The sequence below is a fragment of the Tenacibaculum sp. M341 genome, assembly GCF_004337695.1.
Lineage (GTDB): Bacteria > Bacteroidota > Bacteroidia > Flavobacteriales > Flavobacteriaceae > Polaribacter.
The window spans coordinates 207,289-224,819 of the sequence record NZ_SJXJ01000005.1 but is presented as its reverse complement, the minus strand read 5'-3'; the positions used below and the strand labels follow the sequence as shown (position 1 = coordinate 224,819).

Below are 17,531 nucleotides of genomic sequence, written 5' to 3'. Positions count from 1 at the left end.
TTAATTTCTAGCCAATTTTATAGGTGTTGTAAAACTTTTCAGCATGCTCTGGTAACTTTTCTCTCAAATAATTTTCTACAGCATTGACTACTTCTGGGTACATAATTTGATTCAACTCGTCACAATACACCTTGGCTATTTCAGTTGCCAAAACTAATGTATTTGAAAAATTTTCTGTAATAAATTTTAAAAAATATCCATTTCCTTGAAACGTGTCATTAATTTTAGAAGATGAAACTATTCCGTTAGGTAATGGCATATTTTCTAGTACGTTTCGCCAATCTTCAATCACTTTTCCAAAACGATCATTATCAACATTTTTTGTACCTAAATTCCATGTCGGTACCACTCTATCCCAACGTTGCCAATTATAACTATGCATATCATAAACAATAGCCACAGAGAACTTCTCTTCTATTTTTGATAATAAACTCTTTACTACCTTATAAAAATTCTTATGCTTTGCTAAACTCTTAGTTCTCATTACCTCTGACAATGGTTGTTTCCACAACTGTTTTCCCCAGGCATCAGAATATATAGCTGTCTCTGGAGCTCTATTTAAATCATACTCAAAACGAGAATCTAAACCAGCAATAACAATTGGATGCGATTGAATCATTGCTTTTGTTTTTGGATCCTCTTCATACCATCGTTCATATGCTGTATGCAAACAATTAGTCCATAACTCTCTTCTAAATTGACTTCCATCATGAACCGCAGCGCATACGTACGGTACATAACTTTCTATTTTTATGGTAAAAGAATAGTCCGAAGACACAGCTTCAAAAGTTTCTTCTGAGGCTATTTTTTTTATAATCTCTTCTATTGAAAACTTATTCATATTAAAAGTGATCTAAATTTTAATTCAATAAATCTTTTAAAAAATTAAATGCTTTTTTCTCTGATTGATCTACAGTTCCATCTGCAAAAAACACTTCTTTCACTTCATTTAAAAGAGCTCTTTTTTGATCTTTAGAATAGGAGTTCACTCGTAAGTAATCTATAATTCTTTGTTCATTTTCTCGCTCACTACTAATAACTATTTCAGTATGTACTTTGTTATAAATATTCTCTCCCACTCTTGAAAGAATGTAATTTACCTCTTCTTTAGTTTCTATTTGGTTGCAATGTGCTGCAAATAACAACACATATGTTTCAAACTCTTCTCTAGTCCAGTTTATGTTCATTTATTGTTCTATCGGTAACTCTGTTAAACTCCCCCATTCTGTCCACGATCCGTCATACACAGCATAATTACTATTTCCAGTAATTTCTAAGCCTAAAGCTAAAATACAAGCTGTGATTCCTGTACCGCAAGAAAAAATATAAGGTTTATTATTACTATTTATTTTTTGAAATATTGTTGCTAATTCATCTTTTGATTTCATGAAACCATCATTCTGTAAATCCGCATAAGGTAAACTTATTGATTTTGGAATATGTCCTCCTCTAACTCCTTCTCTCGGTTCTTTTACTTTGGCATAAAATCTCCCTTCAGATCGAGCATCTGCAACGCAAAAAGTTTCTAAAGCAATGTTATTTAATACATTTTGTACATCAGTAAACTTAGCTGCATTATATACTGCCTTAAAATTCCCTGCTAATCTGTTTATTTCTTTTGGTTTTTCTGTTGGAAGTTTAGCCAATTCCCAAGCAGGTAGCCCACCATCTAAAACAGCTATATTTTTAAATCCGAAAATCGTAAATAACCACCAAACTCTAGCAGATGAATAAATTCCTAAATCATCATAAACAACAATACAACTATCTTGATGGATTCCTAACTTTTGAACTTGTTCTTCAAAATATTTTGCTGACGGAATTGTATTTGGAAACTCACCTGTTTTATCTAAAAAAACCTTTTTTAAATCAAAAAAAATCGCATTCGGAATTTGTCTTTTCTCACTAATATTTCCTCCTCCTACAACTTTTGGAATTGTAGCATCTAATACTATTAATTTTTCTGATGTTTTATTTTCTTTTAACCAGTTTACAGAAACTAGCGGTGTTGGTAGTGTTAGCATTTGATTTGGTTATTCTTGATAAAAATACAATGTTTAATTTTGTATTACATTGTTACATTTAATAATAATCTATGCTTACTATTAAATGTAACAAATTTACTCTTTATTTAATAATTTACCATAAAGTATAATATTTCACATTTTTAAAGTTTATTAATAGAATCTAGCTTTAACTTTGATAAATTATATACTTTTTTAAACTGTTTACTGTTTTTAAAATTTTTACCATAAAAAGAAACTTTATTCACATAATTTATAACTTTTTCATACATCTTATTCTTGTAAAATAAAAACCCCTTGTACTCAGAAAAGTAAATATCATTCTTATCATTTGCTCCATTTTTTTCAGCTATATCAAGATATTCTAAAGCTTTTTGGTATTGCTTTTTCTGATAATACATAACAGATACAAACTCGTAGCCCTTTGGTAAACCAGGCAATAACTCTATACTTTTTTTATAACATTCCAAAGCTTTATCTAACTCTTCATTATAATAATAAGCCATACCTAAAGACCAAATAGCCGCAACACTATCTGGATAAAGATCTACTACTTTTTGAAAATATTCTTGTGCCTTTTTATAATCTTCTTCAACTAAAAGTGAATACTCTGCCTGAATAATATCTCTTTCTGATTTTAATCTTGATTTCTTAGATAATTCATATGCTTTTGTTACTTTTTCTTTGTACTTTTTTGAATCAAACACGTAAAAAGAACTCATTAAAATTCCACTAGGATATTCGGGATCTAACTCAATTATTCGTGCGGCTTTTCTTTCAAACTCTTTTTTATCTCCGTAGAAATAAAAATTTTTCTCCAAATCATTGAATAATTGATGTACCTCAGGAACTGTTGAATCTACTGGTAATATAAAACCGTGAGTATCTAAATTTTTGGGAGCGTATTTTTTGACAAAATCATCTTCTTTTTCTCTTTCTGATTTTTGTGAATTTACTAGCGTTACACTAATTAAAATTATTAGACTTATTAATTTTTTAAGCTTAAACATATTTATTGTTTTTTTATTTGAATATGTCTAAATTAAAAAGTCAATCTTCTCCTAATTCAAAAAATAGATGTTTCATAAATAATAGTATAAGTAAAAAGAAGATCTATCTACACACTTAATGATAAAATCTGAAAAACATCTTTATAATAACTAGAACCTATTGGAACCTCTATTTCTCCAATTTCAACATCTCTATGTGTAAAAGCCGTTACTTTATCTAATGAAACTATATAAGATCTATGAATTCTTAAAAATTTTTCTTGTGGCAATAACTCTTCTATTCTACCAATATTCCCCTTTACTACAATCCTCTCTTTCTTTGTATGAATTCTAACATAATCTTTCAGGCTTTCTATAAAAAGTACTTCATTAAAAATAATTTTAATATGTTTTTTATTTACATTAACATACATGAAGGCGGGTTGCTTTTTCGGTATCTTTTTTATTTCAGAATTTAAAAATTGCTGACGATTATAAAACCTCTCTATTGCTTTTACAAATCGATCAAAAGAAATCGGTTTTAATAAATAATCGATAATATCTAAATCATAACCTTCTAATGCATACTCTCTATAGGCGGTAGTTATAATAACTTTAGGAGGGTTTTGTAAAGATTTAAGAAAATCTAACCCTTTTAATACGGGCATTTCAATATCTAAAAAAATTAAATCTACTTTTTCTTTTTTTAAAATTGCTAAAGCCTCTAATGCATTGTAACAACTAGCTACAATTTCTATTTCTTTAAATTTTTGTAAATGATTTTTTAATAAATCAATAGCTGGTGATTCATCATCAACCAATAAACATTTTATCATAACTTAATTTATTTTAAACACAATTTCAATTTGAAAAAAGTTTCTAATTCTTCTATTTCAAAAGTATGTTTATTGAAATAGGCTAAATCCAACTGTCTTTTAATATTTTTCAAACCAATTCCTTCTTTATAATCGTCGGTTTTATTTACTTCTTTAGCTGGTAATTTTGTATTACAAACAACAAATTCTATAATTGAATTTGTTTGGGTTAATACTATTTTAACTTCTGGTTTCTCTACACTACCACTAACTCCATGTTTAAAAGCATTTTCTACAATCGACAGTAACAATAATGGTATTATATGTTGTTGTTCATTTTGTATGTTTTTACTAAAATCAACATTTAATCTATCTCCATATTTAATTTGTTCCAATGCTATATAATTCTCTATTGTTTGTATTTCCTCCTTTAAAAAAACATAAGGTTGCTGACTCTTATATAAAACATAATCTAAAATTCCAGAAAGCTGTAAAATCATATTTGGTGCTTTTGGTGATTTCGTAATTACAAAAGAGTATAAATTATTCAAAGTATTAAATAAAAAATGAGGATTTAATTGTGCTTTTAAATATTTAAGCTCAGTTGATATTTTCTCTTTTTCTAACTGATAAATTCTTTCTCTCTTAATTTCCCCTTCTTTGTTTGTTTTATAAAAATACAATATCAAAGCTGGTAAATGAAAAGACATCATATAAAAAGGAAAATCAATTAAACTAATAAATGGATAAGGTCCTTCTTTACAAAACTTATCTAAATAATAATAACCTATAACTCTTGATAACAAAACCAAAATCACTATTACAATTATTACAGATATCATAAAAAATATATACTTTTTTTTCTTTAAATAATAAGGTACTTGCCAATAATTAAAAGTATACGCTGCTATTATAAACGAAGGGAATTTTAACAGTGTTGAAATAACTGTTTGTTCTAACAAATTCGGTTCTGTTGAGGATAATATGTAAAATAAAAAAACTCCTATCCAAAAAAAAATATGCTTCCCTATTTTCACTATTTGTCTATTCATTTTTGAAAGATAATGAAATTGCTCTTCTTCAATTAGCTTTTATCTCTATACACTGTTTTATCGTATACCAATAGAATAAATCAGAATACGAATTAAAATATATTCTTTTAATTTTTATTCTTATACATTTTCTGCTCGTACTTCTATTTATAACACATACTGATTATTCTATTTTTAATTTAGTTTATAAAACAATAACTTATGAAGTACCTTACATTTTATATATTACTATCTACCTATTTGATCATAGGCTGTTCTAGTTCTAAATTTTTAAAAAGTAAACCTATTGGGTTAATCAACAATGTATCATATCATAACCCTAAATTCAACAACAATAATGCTTCAAATGGCTTTTTAATTTCTTATTTAAACAATACTTATGCTATTACAGCAAAACATATTTTAATGATTGCTAAAACTAACAAAATGAAATTCATTGATTTTGAAAATGAACTTAAAGAATGGAAAATGCACCCTAAAAATGACTCTACAAGGTATGTTATCCTAAACAAGCTACTAAACCAAAATCGTTCAGATTCACTTACTTGGAATTACATTAATACCAAATGGGATACTTATAATGACTGGTTAATTTTTTCTATCAAAGAAAACAAATCAAATCATACTCCTTTAAAATTCAGAAATAAACCTTTAAAAACAAATGAATTACTATACGCTGTAGGTTGGTCATATAAAGACTCAATAGGCGAACAACGTCTTTATAAATATAAATTCAAAAAAACCGAAAACAACTATCATTCTCTTGTAGAGGTAAGTGGTCCTGAAAGTTTAGGAGGATTGAGTGGAGCTCCTGTAGTTGATATAGATGGAAAAGTAGTAGGATTAGTATCTTCCGGATGGAAAGATGAAATCACAAAAGAAACTTGGTTACAAATTACCCGTATAAAAAACATTAAAGTTTTTCTTGATAAACAAAACTAAATATTTCTAACAAATCAAATTACTTCTAAAATATAAATGTTTTTTAGAAGTAATATTTGTTATTGCTACAATTGAATATCTATTCGACTGTTGACTTTAACATACTGATTTAAATCTACAGACTCTTTATATTCTCTATCTAAAATATTTGATAATTCAGATAATGCCGGAAACCACTTTTCAGGTAATTCTTCTAATACTTTTGTTGCAACTGTCACTAGTGAACCTTCTGATTTTTCATTCACTTTTACATCGGTGATTTTACCATTAGTTAAAATTGTAAAAGAAACTGTACTTCCTAATAATTCATCATGAGATGCTAAATAAGATTTTAAATACCCTTCACTTCTTGATGCTGTTTTATGAACTTTAACATCATAAATTGCAGATTGATATAAATTCTTATCTCTAATAACATGTGGACTCCAATTTTCACATACTTCAAGATAATTTCTAATACTACCAGCAAAAGCTGTCGTTTTATTTTGTTCAGACAAAGTTGCCTTTTTATCTGCAATAGCATAAGAAATGTAAGGCTCTATAGATCGGTCTTTATGTTGAAGCATTCCCATAAAACCAGCATAAACTTCCATTGGTCGCTTCTCACCAGTCCTTAAATTATTCCATAAAATATCTATTTGAGCTACTCCAGAAGGAAATACATCTGTTGCTAACGTTGACATTAAATAATCTGAGCCTTTGTAATATGGATTTTTAATGTACTTTTCCTTCACCTCCATCCCATGATTTTCTTCATTATATTTTCCTGTTGATTCTCCTTGAACTTTCAAGTAAGGGAAAAATTTAACAATCCAACCAGAAATATAAAAACCTCCATATTCACTAGCTGTTTTATAAATCTGACTCCAAAACTTCTTATTAACATTTCCTTTTGAACTTGCTACTAGTTCATCCAACACAGAAAGTAAACTATCAATCCAATCATCTAAGCCATATCCTTTCAACTTTTGAATATTTGCTTTTAAAAGCAACCAATCTTTTGTATTCCCTTTTAATGTTACATACGGAATACCACAACCAGATTCTCCAATATATTGAAAAGCTTGTTTAAAGCTTTCTAATAATGTTATTTGATAAGTAGCTGTAATTACTGGTGTAGTTGTTGAAAATTCAGGTACATATGTATCGTAAAAGTCTTGATTAGTATACTTTTTTGTTTGATTAGCCAACTTAGCTACCAATGTTCCCCACTGTGAAGCATCATCTGATAATTCATTAACTTTACATTTGATTTCGCTTGGTTTATCTGCTTTAAAAATTTTAGATTCTAATTGTTTGTAATTTTCATTAATGTGAATAGAAAAACCTTGAGCAATTGCTAACCACAAAACATCTGGAGAAAGTACTAATGGATAATGATTATCATAAGCTACTTGCACCGACTCTATTAAACAATTATTGCTAGAACTTGTTAATTGTAGTTTTCTAGTTTCTGAAGGAATTAAAAATGGATCTTTACCAATTTTACTACTAACTACTTTTATAGCTTTATCTTTTTTCATAAAACTATTCGTTACCTCAACATCATCAACAAAAAACTGTTGCATGTTCATTTGAGAAAAGTAGTTTGTTTTATCCTTAACAAAACCACCAAAAACATATCCTGTTCTGCCTCTATATTTAACCTTCAGCCAATAATCAGAAATCATTTTACCTTCATCAGAAATACTTAAAGATTCTTGGGTTTTATTTACTATTTGAACCTTATTTAAGTAAGGTATTTTTCCTATTCTCTTTCCTTTTAAACTAGGATAGTTTCTAACAGACAATCCGCTTTTAGCAGTTACCACAGGTATTGAATCTATCTGTTTTGCGTATTGTTGATTTTTATTTAAACTGAAACAACTTAGATAACTAAAAAAACTAATTAATATGATTAAAACTATTTTCTTCATTTTCTTTCTTTTTATACTAAACTGTTTCAGTTTAATTTTTTATTTCTCTTAAGCCTCTTCTACTTTACGTTTTAAATCGGTCATTCTTCTAAAAGCAGCATTTTTTTCTAAGACTTTACTCTCTAAGAAATCAATTACTTTTTCTTGTAATTTAACCTTTGATACTTTGTTTATGTAAGTAATTCCTCCAGGACTCATTACATTTACCTCTACCAACTTTCCATTAATTACATCAATTCCTACAAAATACAATCCGTCTTTAACCAACTTCGGTCCAATCTTTTTACACAAAGCTTTTTCCTCTGCTGTTAATTTGTGTTTTTCAATGCTTCCGCCTGCTGTTATATTTGATCTATGATCTTTCTCTCCTGGAATTCTTTTCAAAGCACCTATTGGTAATCCGTTTAATAATAAAATTCTTACATCACCTTTTTCTGCACCTTCTATATATTCTTGAAGAATTACATAATCCGAAGATCCATCACTTTTACTAATATAAAAATCCAACAACGAATTAATATTTCCCATTGCCGACTTTTCAATTAAAATAACTCCTGAACCTCCATATCCATTTAATGGCTTTAAGATCATTTTATCAGATGACGATTCTTCAATTGTTTTAATTAAATAGTTCTTGTTTTTAGAAACATGCGTAACTGGAATAATCTCGTTATTAGGATCTTCAAAAACTGCGGTGTACAATTTATTATTTGCCTCACGCATTCCTTGCACTGAATTAATAACAAAAACATCGTCTTTTACAGAATCTAAAAAGTTAAGCATTAAAGGATCTAACGGTGGATTAGCTCTCATAAAAATAGCATCAAACCCAGCTAAAGGCAACATTTCTTCTCTAGTAGTTGCTTTTTTATAATACGATTTTGGTGAAGCAGGCACTTTTTCCATCCTATTAATAATGGTACAAAATGCATTGGTAACACTGTTTCGTATAGTTAAATTTGAAGGAGTACAAATAGCAACGCCATGCCCTCTTTTAGCACACTCATGAATAAGCGTTAAACTTGAATCTTTTTCAGGATTTATTTCCTCCCATGGGTACATTAAAAAGCAAATATTCATTATACCTAAAATTGTATTTAGTTAGTTTTTAAATTAGTTAATCACAAAAAAACACCAACTACACATTTGTATATTGGTGTTTATAAAAGTACTATTTTTTTACGTATTTGAAACAAATAAATTATTTCACTTCATCGTAGTTATCGTCCCAGTTTTTAGGGTTTGGTGTTCCTAATTTACCTACTGATTTTGCTACTAAAGTTGATACAGTAGCATCTCCTGTTACATTGATTACTGTTCTACACATATCTAAAGGTCTATCTACAGCAAAAATCAATGCTAAACCAATAGCTAACTTATCTGAAGGAAAACCTACTGCTTCTAGTACAATTACCAACATAACCATACCCGCTCCTGGTACTGCAGCAGAACCAATAGATGCTAATAAAGCTGTTAAAATAATTGTTAATTGATCTGCAAAAGTTAAATCGAAACTTAACGCTTGTGCTATAAACACAGCTGCTACTGCTTGGTACAAACTTGTTCCATCCATATTAATAGTAGCACCAACTGGTAACACAAAACTAGACACTTCTTTATCTACTCCTACATGCTCTTCTACTCTTTCCATAGTTACCGGTAAAGTTGCTGCACTTGAACTTGTTGAAAACGCTAATAATTGGGCTGGACTTATTTTTTGTAAAAACCACATCGGATTTTTCTTGGTAAATACACTTATTAAAACCATGTAGAACGCTACCATAATTAATAATCCGAATACAACTGTACCTGCATATTTTAATAATGCCAATAATAAATCTGGATCATTTGAAGAAACAACTACATTTGCCAATAATGCAAACACTGCATAAGGAGCAAATAACATTATAAGATCTACCATTTTCAACACTACTTCGTTTAATGAATCGAAGAAGTTTTTTAAAGGTTCTGATTTTTTCTCTCCAATTAAAAGCATTGCGATACCAAAAAATATTGTAAAAAATATTACTTGTAACATTGCTTTATTATTACTCATTGCTTTCATAGCATTATCTGGAACCATATCAACTAAAAACTGTAATGGTCCGCTAGACTTTTGTTTAGATGCTTCCGCTATTTTAGCTTGTACACTACCACTATTTGCATAGGTTTCTGTAAGTCTAGTAATCGTATCTTCAGAAATTCCTTTCCCAGGCTGTACTACATTTACTAATAACAACCCTATTGTAATAGCTATTACAGTTGTACCAACATAAATAGCAATAGTACGTAACCCTATGTTTTTAAATTTTGAAATATCTTTTAAATCGGAAATACCTTTGATTAATGAAGCTATAATTAATGGAACCGCTATTAATTTTAATAATTTCACAAAAATAGTTCCGAATGGTTTAATCCAACTTCCAACAAAGCTAGCTCCACCATCAACTGAGGTCATAGCTAAACCGAATAGTATCCCCAATACCATTCCGATCAAAATTTTCCAGTGTAGTGCTAATTTCTTCATAAATTATATTCAGTTTGTATAATGTCTGTAAAAATAGCAAATTGATTAAACATCTATGTTACTTCTTTCACAAACTCTTTTTTTACCTATATCTTATTGCGATTCTGTAAACTCGTCCTTACCAACACTTTCTTATTGTTTTCAACTTTCAACCTCATTATCAAACCAATAACCACACAACGACTAATCACGAAACAACATCACAATCAAACATTTAAACCTCAACTACTTTTAAACATACTAAGTAATTTGATTCAATTTGTGACTTTGTTTTTGTATATTGTGTCTATTAAAGTGTCAGAGTAACAATTAAAATTAAATTATAACAAATGGAAGGAATCTTAGATTTATTAAACGGTCCTATCGGAAAAACAATTATTAGTGGTGTAGCTGGTTCTACAGGACAAGACTCTAGTAAAACAGGAAGTGTTTTAACTATGGCTTTACCTGTTTTAATGAAAGCTATGCAACGAAACGCATCTACCCCTGAAGGTGCAGAAGGTTTAATGGGAGCATTAAACAAACACGATGGGGGTATTTTAGATAATTTAGGAGGTCTTTTTGGCGGCGGTGTTGATCAGTCTGTTGTAAATGACGGAAGTAAAATTTTAGGTCATGTATTAGGTAGTAAGCAACAAGGAGTTCAACAAGTTATTGGACAAAAAGCTGGTATGGATGCTGGTGCTGTTGGTGATATTTTAAAAACTGCAGCTCCTATTTTAATGGGAATGTTAGGAAAACAATCTAGACAAAACGGAGTAAGCAATTCTAATGGTATTGGTGATTTATTAGGTGGAATGTTAGGTGGTAGCAGCAATCAACAAGAACAAAGCTTCCTTGAAAAAATATTAGATGCAGATGGTGACGGTAGTGTTATTGACGATGTAGCTGGTATGGTTTTAGGAGGTGGAAACCAACAAAAATCTGGCGGTTTATTAGGAGGACTTTTAGGTGGTCTTTTTGGTAAAAAATAAGATTCTTCATAAAATATATTTTAAAGGGTAAACATTTTTGTTTACCCTTTTTCTTTTTATACTTTTGCGCCATGGAAAAACTTAAAGAGCGTTGGGGCTTAAAAACAAACTGGGATGTAATTGCTGTGTTTATAGTATTTTCTATTAACGGTTCTTTTGCTGCTTGGGTAGCAAAACCTATCACTCATTTTTTGGGGCTTTCTCCAGAAACTATAAGTCCTTGGATATATTATCCTTTACGATTTCTTTTAATATTCCCTATATATCAAACTACTTTACCTATTGTTGGATGGTTATTTGGTCAATTTAAATTCTTTTGGGAGTTTGAAAAGAAATTTTTAGGTCGTTTAGGCTTAGGTTTCTTATTCAACAGCAAAAAAAACGGCTAATTTTTTTCAGTCTTATTTAGTAGATATGTGTAAATCCACATTAATGTAAATGTTGGCACTGCATCTACAAAAGGTAATGCTTCTTCAATAAAAACTGTTACTGAAGCTATTTTACCTTTGTTTCCTTTATACATTTTTAACATTAAAAATGCAGATAATGGAGCCCAAACAACATCTATAAATTCTCCAAATACAGGAAAAAGGTATGATGCATATCCTACTGCGTCAAAAACTATACTTAATGCTAATTTTTTGTATTTATTTTTTCGATTCATTTTTAATTAGTTTATTGTAGAACGTTTTCAATAAAGATTGTGTATTGTTTTATGCTACCTTCTTTATTTTAGACTCTAAAAACTAGAAAAAAGTAACAGAATTAATGAAATTTTCAAATTTTAATTCCAAAATTAACCAACTTAAAAATGATTCTTTAGGCGGATTACCCTCTCAATTTAAACTTGTTCCTAAATTGAGATTGCAATTTTCAGAAGAAAAAATAAGAGAACGTAACCCTAGAAAAGCAGCTGTATTGGCACTATTCTATCCTGATAACAATAATGAAACTATCTTTTTACTAACCAAAAGAGCTAGTTATAATGGAACACATTCAGCTCAAATTAGTTTTCCTGGTGGAAAATTTGACAATTCAGATACTTCTCTACAAGAAACTGCCTTGAGAGAACTTGAAGAAGAAGTTGATGTACCTAGAAATGAAGTAATTGTTATTAGAGAATTATCTGAAACCTATATACCTCCAAGTAATTTTATGGTTTCGCCTTTTATTGGTTATGTTCATACAAAACCTAAATTTACTCCTAATGAAGAAGTAGAAGAAATTATTGATGTAAAACTTTCTGATTTACTAGATGATAAAAATTTGACTTCTGAAATTATGGAAACTTCTTATATGAAAGAAATAGATGTTCCCTGTTTTAAATTAAACAACCACATTGTTTGGGGAGCTACAGCTATGATTCTTTCTGAAATAAAAGATTTAATAAAGGGTACTCTTTAAAATCTTTTGTAAATTTGTTTAAATAAAAAATTTTTTATGCCCCTATTTAAAAGAAATCCGTTCGGACATATTCTTTGGATTAAAAAATGGCTCATTAGAATTCTTGGTATTATTTCTCATGGTCGTTATCGTCGTTTTAATGAACTACAAATTGAAGGTTCAGAAATTATTCGAAACTTACCTGATCAAAATGTTCTTTTTATCTCTAATCATCAAACTTATTTTGCAGACGTAGCTGCCATGTTACATGTGTTTAACGCTTCTTTAAAAGGACGTGTAGATAATATTAAAAACATTGGATATATATGGCATCCTAAATTGAACATTTATTACATTGCTGCTGGTGAAACTATGAGATCTGGGTTGTTACCTAAAATATTCGCTTACACCGGGTCTGTTTCTATTGATAGAACTTGGAGAAGCGCTGGAAAAGATGTAAAACGACAAGTTAAAATGTCTGATATTTCTAATATTAGTAAAGCATTAGATGATGGATGGGTTATTACTTTCCCGCAAGGTACTACCACTGCTTTTAAACCTATTAGAAGAGGAACTGCTCATATTATTAAAACATATAAACCTGTTGTAATACCAATTGTTATCGATGGTTTTAGACGTTCGTTTGATAAGAAAGGGTTAATGATTAAAAAGCGTAATGTTTTACAATCGATGGTTATTAAAGAGCCTTTAGATATTGATTACGAAAATGAAGAAATTAGTAGCATTGTAGAGAAAATTGAATATGCTATTGAACAACATCCTTCTTTCTTAAAAGTACTAACTCCTGAGCAATTAAAAGAACAAGAGGAATTTATTGAAAGTAGAAGTTTTTGGGGAGTTGACAAAAAGAAAGACTAATACGATCAAGATAAAAGTTAGCTAACCATTACCAAACTAACTACAAACTTTTTAATAGATAAAAACAAATCAATTATAATATAAAAGTATGTCAGAAAACAAATCAATTCTAAATGAAAAGTCTTTAGACTTTCTTGAAAGATATTTGAACAATGCTGCTCCTACTGGTTATGAGTGGGAAGGACAGAAAATATGGATGGAATACCTAAAACCTTATGTTGATGAATTTATTACAGATACATATGGTACTGCTGTAGGAGTTATTAATCCGGATGCTCCATACAAAGTTGTAATAGAAGGACATGCTGATGAAATTTCTTGGTATGTAAATTACATCTCTGACAACGGATTAATTTATGTTATTAGAAATGGTGGTAGTGATCATCAAATAGCACCGAGTAAAATTGTAAACATTCATACTAAGAATGGTATTGTAAAAGGTGTTTTTGGATGGCCTGCAATTCACACAAGAGACAAAGGAAAAGAAACTCCTCCAAAACCAGATAATATTTTTATCGATGTAGGTTGTACTACCAAAGAAGAAGTAGAAGAATTAGGGATTCATGTTGGTTGTGTTATTACCTATCCAGATGAGTTTCATGTATTAAATGGAGATAAATTTGTTTGTAGAGCTTTAGATAACCGTATGGGTGGTTTTATGATTGCTGAAGTTGCTCGATTATTAAAAGAGAACAACAAAACACTTCCTTTTGGTTTATATGTAACGAACTCTGTTCAAGAAGAGATTGGATTACGTGGAGCGGAAATGATTACACAAACAATCAAACCAAACGTTGCGATTGTTACTGATGTAACTCACGACACCACAACTCCAATGATTGATAAGAAAAAACAAGGTCATTTAGAGATTGGTAAAGGACCTGTAGTTGCTTATGCTCCTGCAGTTCAACAAAAACTACGTGATTTAATTATTGAAGGTGCTGAAGAAAACAATATACCTTTCCAAAGGTCGGCACTATCTAGAGCTACCGGAACTGATACTGATGCTTTTGCTTACAGCAATGGCGGTGTTGCTTCTGCGTTAATCTCATTACCTTTACGCTATATGCATACTACTGTAGAAATGGTTCACAGAGAGGATGTAGAGAATGTAATTAAAATGATTTACGAAGCATTACTTAAAATAGAAAACGGAGAAACATTCTCTTATTTCAAATAAAAAGATTTAAAGCGTTTAAAAGTTCATACTTCTAAACGCTTTTTTATTCTCATTTTCAAAAAACAACTAATTATGGCTGATGAATTGATAGACATTGTTGATAAACAAGGTAATTATACAGGTAAAACCTGTTTAAAGTCTGAAGCTCATCAATTTGGATATTTTCATGCTACTGTTCATATTTGGATATACACCTCTAACAAAAAGATACTACTTCAAAAAAGAGGTCTTAATAAAAAAGTATTTCCTGGTTTATGGGATATTTCTGTAGCTGGACATATTGGCGCTGGAGAGAGTATTGAGAATGCTGCTATCAGAGAAATTGAAGAAGAAATTGGCTTTTCTATACCTAAAAACAAACTAACTAAAATAGGTACTCGTAAACATCAAGTAAAACATAACAACGGAATTATTGATAATGAATTCCATCATGTTTTTATTACTGAGTTAACCATTCCTGTAAATCAACTTAAAATTCAAGAAGACGAAGTAGACGCTATTGATTTATTCGATTTAGATATTTTACTAGAAACTGAAAAACATGAAAATGTGTTACTTCCTCAATTTCATGATTATTATGCAAATGTACACACAGCAATTACAGATAAACTATTTACGAATCAATAGCTTGAAATTTTTCTATATCTTTTAAAATTGACTTTTGAGTACCAATCACATCATGCATCATAATTTTTAAGATTTCTTTTTCTTTATAATCTACACTATACATACCACTATAAATTAAATCCAAAACCTTCTCTAACTTTAAATGCAACAATTCTTTTAGCCCTTCAATATCTGCTAAAACAGCAATTTTCTCATAGTTCACCAATTCTATTTTAGAATTAGAAACAGCCTTCCAAGTACTTACCCTTATATGTGGTAAAGAAATACCACCAGCTTCATAAACAACATTAAATAAAGACTTGTTTTTATTATTCATATTAGCGCTTAATGAATCTATCAGCCTATTTTGCTGTGCAGTTTTCTTTACGATATCTTCTTTAGTCTCTAACAGTTCTTTCGAAATAGTAGAAAAAATCTTTTCTATATACTTCTTTTCCTTTCTTGTTTCTGCCCAATTATTTATAAATAGCGCTATTAATATACCTACAATTACTGGTATAATTTCTTTTATAAATTGATTAAAATATTTCTTTGCTTTCACTGCCATATACTTGCTATATCAAAAAAAAGAAGGCTTTAATAGCCTCCCTTGTAAATTCTATTTATTTTTAGACTAATACTCTTTTATGTTCTTTAATTTATCTTGAATTTGTTCTAAAACAATTCTATGTGAAAATTTAGAACAATGTCCTTCTAAAGGATCAAATATAATCTCTGCATCTGATTTAGGATTCTCTGTATTACTCATAAATTCACTAAACTCCCTAGCCGACGAATTTAAATAAAAATGATCCATATCTCCCATCCATATAAATATTTTTCCTTTTAACTTAGGTCCTAAAGTATCCCAGTTTTTTCTTGCATAAATTTTAAAATCATATTTCTTCCAATGTTCAGACACTGACTTATCAATTTCACCAGTTTCAGCATCAAATAAAGGCTTAGGCAAACCATTTTCACCTTTTGGGCTATATAATGCTGTGTGTGAACCAAATTGACCTCCTGAGTTTAAATATGTATTAGAACTAGCAAACACATTTTCAAATTCTATAAACTTTTTCATTGATAAAAATGGCTCTCCATCAATAAATCTTGCAAATGGCCTGGGAAAACCAAATTCGTTCACAAAAATGTTTTTATCCTCATAAATATTAATCAACTGATAATTTTCAAACTCTATCGCATCTGGACTGTATGAGAAAGCTCCATTAAAATGATCTGGATAATATAATTGTAAACCAAGCGACACCCATCCTCCGGTAGAACAACCATCAACAAAACGAGTAAGCGCGTTAGATGTTCCTCTGTATTTTGATTCTATAAAAGGAATTAACTCATAAACCAATGCCTTTCCATAAGGTCCACTATTCTCAGAATCCATCTGATACGAATCTCCAAACGGTCCATCACCATCTAAAAACACGTTAATAATCTCTGGAGACTTCTCTGAATTCCACCAATCCATAAACTCTCCATTTCTAACAATACTATTTACCCTTGTATACCTACCTCCATAACCAGCAACATTATATCTAATTGGGTAACTCTTTCCGCTTTTATAATTCAACGGAAGCAATACACTCGCTTTCAAATACATTGGTTTATTCCACCACTCAGAGAGCACTTTACTTTGAAACTTTATTTCTTTTACCTGTTTGTGAGTAATCACCCTTCTTTCAGTAACAATTTGATCTATTTCAACGGTTACAGTATGTTTTCCATTTACAGTAATTTTTTGTGGTTTACTAAATAAGTTACCAGGAGCATCAGTTCTAGACATGTCTAAATTTTGATCCCATAATATCTGAAGAAAATATTCTCCTTTTGGAATAGAATTCAACGACCAATTAATAGTTTTTGACCAAGGCAGTGTACTATTTAACACTAATAATTGATTCGGATTTAAATTGGAAAAGTTAGTTGCAAAAATGTGATTTAAACTCATTGGATTCGGAAAGGTTTGAAGCCTTGGTTGTGGTTTTTCATTCTCAGCTAAAAACACATAAAGCCTTCCCTTACTCTTTGTTAAAGATTTTATCTTTTCTGAAAAAGATAAGTTCACCGTTAATTCACCTACATTGTTTTGACTGACGACATCAAGCATTACTATGAAACATAGCAACACTCCTAAGAGTTTTTTTTTCATAATTTTTAGAATAAATGATATTGGTTGATTAAGCAAAAAACAAAACGTAGCGCAATTACCTATCGTTAAGTTTTATC

Annotated in this window: 19 protein-coding genes; 7 read left to right on the top strand and 12 right to left on the bottom strand. The window is 29.7% G+C overall.

From position 1 onward, the window contains the following. Window positions 1-7: 7 nt before the first annotated feature. The 6 genes from EYW44_RS07575 to EYW44_RS07550 all read right to left on the bottom strand — a co-directional run bounded on the left by EYW44_RS07575 (window position 8) and on the right by EYW44_RS07550 (window position 4,880). Entirely contained in the window at window positions 8-841 is an 834-nt protein-coding gene (locus EYW44_RS07575) for an N-formylglutamate amidohydrolase (RefSeq protein WP_132723061.1), read from the bottom strand. A gap of 19 nt (window positions 842-860) precedes the next feature. Beyond that, window positions 861-1,187, bottom strand: coding sequence for a hypothetical protein (locus EYW44_RS07570; RefSeq protein ID WP_132723060.1), 327 nt, complete (start codon window positions 1,185-1,187; stop codon window positions 861-863). After that, window positions 1,188-2,024 (bottom strand): sulfurtransferase, encoded by an 837-nt coding sequence (locus EYW44_RS07565; protein ID WP_132723059.1) that lies wholly within the window; start codon window positions 2,022-2,024, stop codon window positions 1,188-1,190. It abuts the gene before it with no gap. 143 nt (window positions 2,025-2,167) lie between these two features. After that, window positions 2,168-3,034, bottom strand: a complete 867-nt coding sequence (locus tag EYW44_RS07560) for a tetratricopeptide repeat protein (RefSeq protein WP_132723058.1) — start codon at window positions 3,032-3,034, stop codon at window positions 2,168-2,170. Between the two features lie 107 nt (window positions 3,035-3,141). Beyond that, window positions 3,142-3,849: a LytR/AlgR family response regulator transcription factor gene (locus tag EYW44_RS07555; protein WP_132723057.1), complete on the bottom strand. Its 708-nt coding sequence runs from the start codon at window positions 3,847-3,849 to the stop codon at window positions 3,142-3,144. A gap of 8 nt (window positions 3,850-3,857) precedes the next feature. Beyond that, a complete protein-coding gene (locus EYW44_RS07550; RefSeq protein ID WP_132723056.1) occupies window positions 3,858-4,880 on the bottom strand; it encodes a sensor histidine kinase in 1,023 nt (340 codons plus the stop codon). 201 nt (window positions 4,881-5,081) lie between these two features. On the opposite strand from EYW44_RS07550, the gene EYW44_RS07545 reads away from it, so the two are divergent. Further along, a complete protein-coding gene (locus EYW44_RS07545; protein WP_132723055.1) occupies window positions 5,082-5,822 on the top strand; it encodes a S1 family peptidase in 741 nt (246 codons plus the stop codon). 65 nt (window positions 5,823-5,887) lie between these two features. Here EYW44_RS07545 and EYW44_RS07540 read toward each other — a convergent pair whose 3' ends face one another. The 3 genes from EYW44_RS07540 to EYW44_RS07530 all read right to left on the bottom strand — a co-directional run bounded on the left by EYW44_RS07540 (window position 5,888) and on the right by EYW44_RS07530 (window position 10,265). Next, the gene (locus EYW44_RS07540; protein WP_132723054.1) at window positions 5,888-7,738 is read right to left on the bottom strand and encodes a DUF4419 domain-containing protein; all 1,851 of its coding nucleotides are present in this window, start codon (window positions 7,736-7,738) and stop codon (window positions 5,888-5,890) included. 48 nt (window positions 7,739-7,786) lie between these two features. Further along, on the bottom strand, window positions 7,787-8,818 hold the full coding sequence (gene gshB, locus EYW44_RS07535; protein WP_132723053.1) for a glutathione synthase: 1,032 nt from the start codon (window positions 8,816-8,818) through the stop codon (window positions 7,787-7,789). A 121-nt stretch (window positions 8,819-8,939) separates the two neighbouring features. Continuing rightward, a complete protein-coding gene (locus EYW44_RS07530) occupies window positions 8,940-10,265 on the bottom strand; it encodes a dicarboxylate/amino acid:cation symporter (RefSeq protein ID WP_132723052.1) in 1,326 nt (441 codons plus the stop codon). 329 nt (window positions 10,266-10,594) lie between these two features. Between EYW44_RS07530 and EYW44_RS07525 the strand changes: the two genes are divergently transcribed. After that, window positions 10,595-11,239, top strand: coding sequence for a DUF937 domain-containing protein (locus EYW44_RS07525; protein WP_132723051.1), 645 nt, complete (start codon window positions 10,595-10,597; stop codon window positions 11,237-11,239). A 71-nt stretch (window positions 11,240-11,310) separates the two neighbouring features. Then, window positions 11,311-11,628 (top strand): DUF6787 family protein, encoded by a 318-nt coding sequence (locus EYW44_RS07520; RefSeq protein ID WP_132723050.1) that lies wholly within the window; start codon window positions 11,311-11,313, stop codon window positions 11,626-11,628. Here EYW44_RS07520 and EYW44_RS07515 read toward each other — a convergent pair. Continuing rightward, window positions 11,625-11,903 carry a hypothetical protein gene (locus tag EYW44_RS07515; RefSeq protein WP_132723049.1) on the bottom strand — a complete coding sequence of 93 codons (279 nt, stop codon included), beginning with the start codon at window positions 11,901-11,903 and terminating at the stop codon, window positions 11,625-11,627. The genes EYW44_RS07520 and EYW44_RS07515 overlap by 4 nt on opposite strands. Window positions 11,904-12,007: 104 nt before the next feature. Here EYW44_RS07515 and EYW44_RS07510 point away from each other — a divergent pair, with 104 nt between their 5' ends. From EYW44_RS07510 to EYW44_RS07495, 4 genes are all read left to right on the top strand, one after another. Further along, a complete protein-coding gene (locus tag EYW44_RS07510; RefSeq protein WP_132723048.1) occupies window positions 12,008-12,643 on the top strand; it encodes an NUDIX hydrolase in 636 nt (211 codons plus the stop codon). Window positions 12,644-12,679: 36 nt separating this feature from the next. Further along, the gene (locus tag EYW44_RS07505; RefSeq protein ID WP_132723047.1) at window positions 12,680-13,501 is read left to right on the top strand and encodes a lysophospholipid acyltransferase family protein; all 822 of its coding nucleotides are present in this window, start codon (window positions 12,680-12,682) and stop codon (window positions 13,499-13,501) included. Window positions 13,502-13,589: 88 nt separating this feature from the next. Then, a complete protein-coding gene (locus EYW44_RS07500; RefSeq protein WP_132723046.1) occupies window positions 13,590-14,681 on the top strand; it encodes a M42 family metallopeptidase in 1,092 nt (363 codons plus the stop codon). A 72-nt stretch (window positions 14,682-14,753) separates the two neighbouring features. Then, window positions 14,754-15,308: an NUDIX hydrolase gene (locus tag EYW44_RS07495; protein ID WP_132723045.1), complete on the top strand. Its 555-nt coding sequence runs from the start codon at window positions 14,754-14,756 to the stop codon at window positions 15,306-15,308. Here the strand turns inward: EYW44_RS07495 and EYW44_RS07490 are convergent. After that, window positions 15,295-15,855 (bottom strand): hypothetical protein, encoded by a 561-nt coding sequence (locus EYW44_RS07490; protein ID WP_132723044.1) that lies wholly within the window; start codon window positions 15,853-15,855, stop codon window positions 15,295-15,297. The two genes, EYW44_RS07495 and EYW44_RS07490, sit on opposite strands and share 14 nt — an antisense overlap. 66 nt (window positions 15,856-15,921) lie before the next feature. After that, window positions 15,922-17,454, bottom strand: a complete 1,533-nt coding sequence (locus EYW44_RS07485; protein ID WP_132723043.1) for an alpha/beta hydrolase-fold protein — start codon at window positions 17,452-17,454, stop codon at window positions 15,922-15,924. Window positions 17,455-17,531: the final 77 nt, after the last annotated feature.

What these genes read in the sequence shown, in the direction of transcription:
- EYW44_RS07575 (WP_132723061.1), bottom strand. Translation starts at nt 841, where the DNA reads ATGAATAAGTTTTCAATAGAAGAGATTATAAAAAAAATAGCCTCAGAA.
- EYW44_RS07570 (WP_132723060.1), bottom strand. Translation starts at nt 1,187, where the DNA reads ATGAACATAAACTGGACTAGAGAAGAGTTTGAAACATATGTGTTGTTA.
- EYW44_RS07565 (WP_132723059.1), bottom strand. Translation starts at nt 2,024, where the DNA reads ATGCTAACACTACCAACACCGCTAGTTTCTGTAAACTGGTTAAAAGAA.
- EYW44_RS07560 (WP_132723058.1), bottom strand. Translation starts at nt 3,034, where the DNA reads ATGTTTAAGCTTAAAAAATTAATAAGTCTAATAATTTTAATTAGTGTA.
- EYW44_RS07555 (WP_132723057.1), bottom strand. Translation starts at nt 3,849, where the DNA reads ATGATAAAATGTTTATTGGTTGATGATGAATCACCAGCTATTGATTTA.
- EYW44_RS07550 (WP_132723056.1), bottom strand. Translation starts at nt 4,880, where the DNA reads ATGAATAGACAAATAGTGAAAATAGGGAAGCATATTTTTTTTTGGATA.
- EYW44_RS07545 (WP_132723055.1), top strand. Translation starts at nt 5,082, where the DNA reads ATGAAGTACCTTACATTTTATATATTACTATCTACCTATTTGATCATA.
- EYW44_RS07540 (WP_132723054.1), bottom strand. Translation starts at nt 7,738, where the DNA reads ATGAAGAAAATAGTTTTAATCATATTAATTAGTTTTTTTAGTTATCTA.
- gshB (WP_132723053.1), bottom strand. Translation starts at nt 8,818, where the DNA reads ATGAATATTTGCTTTTTAATGTACCCATGGGAGGAAATAAATCCTGAA.
- EYW44_RS07530 (WP_132723052.1), bottom strand. Translation starts at nt 10,265, where the DNA reads ATGAAGAAATTAGCACTACACTGGAAAATTTTGATCGGAATGGTATTG.
- EYW44_RS07525 (WP_132723051.1), top strand. Translation starts at nt 10,595, where the DNA reads ATGGAAGGAATCTTAGATTTATTAAACGGTCCTATCGGAAAAACAATT.
- EYW44_RS07520 (WP_132723050.1), top strand. Translation starts at nt 11,311, where the DNA reads ATGGAAAAACTTAAAGAGCGTTGGGGCTTAAAAACAAACTGGGATGTA.
- EYW44_RS07515 (WP_132723049.1), bottom strand. Translation starts at nt 11,903, where the DNA reads ATGAATCGAAAAAATAAATACAAAAAATTAGCATTAAGTATAGTTTTT.
- EYW44_RS07510 (WP_132723048.1), top strand. Translation starts at nt 12,008, where the DNA reads ATGAAATTTTCAAATTTTAATTCCAAAATTAACCAACTTAAAAATGAT.
- EYW44_RS07505 (WP_132723047.1), top strand. Translation starts at nt 12,680, where the DNA reads ATGCCCCTATTTAAAAGAAATCCGTTCGGACATATTCTTTGGATTAAA.
- EYW44_RS07500 (WP_132723046.1), top strand. Translation starts at nt 13,590, where the DNA reads ATGTCAGAAAACAAATCAATTCTAAATGAAAAGTCTTTAGACTTTCTT.
- EYW44_RS07495 (WP_132723045.1), top strand. Translation starts at nt 14,754, where the DNA reads ATGGCTGATGAATTGATAGACATTGTTGATAAACAAGGTAATTATACA.
- EYW44_RS07490 (WP_132723044.1), bottom strand. Translation starts at nt 15,855, where the DNA reads ATGGCAGTGAAAGCAAAGAAATATTTTAATCAATTTATAAAAGAAATT.
- EYW44_RS07485 (WP_132723043.1), bottom strand. Translation starts at nt 17,454, where the DNA reads ATGAAAAAAAAACTCTTAGGAGTGTTGCTATGTTTCATAGTAATGCTT.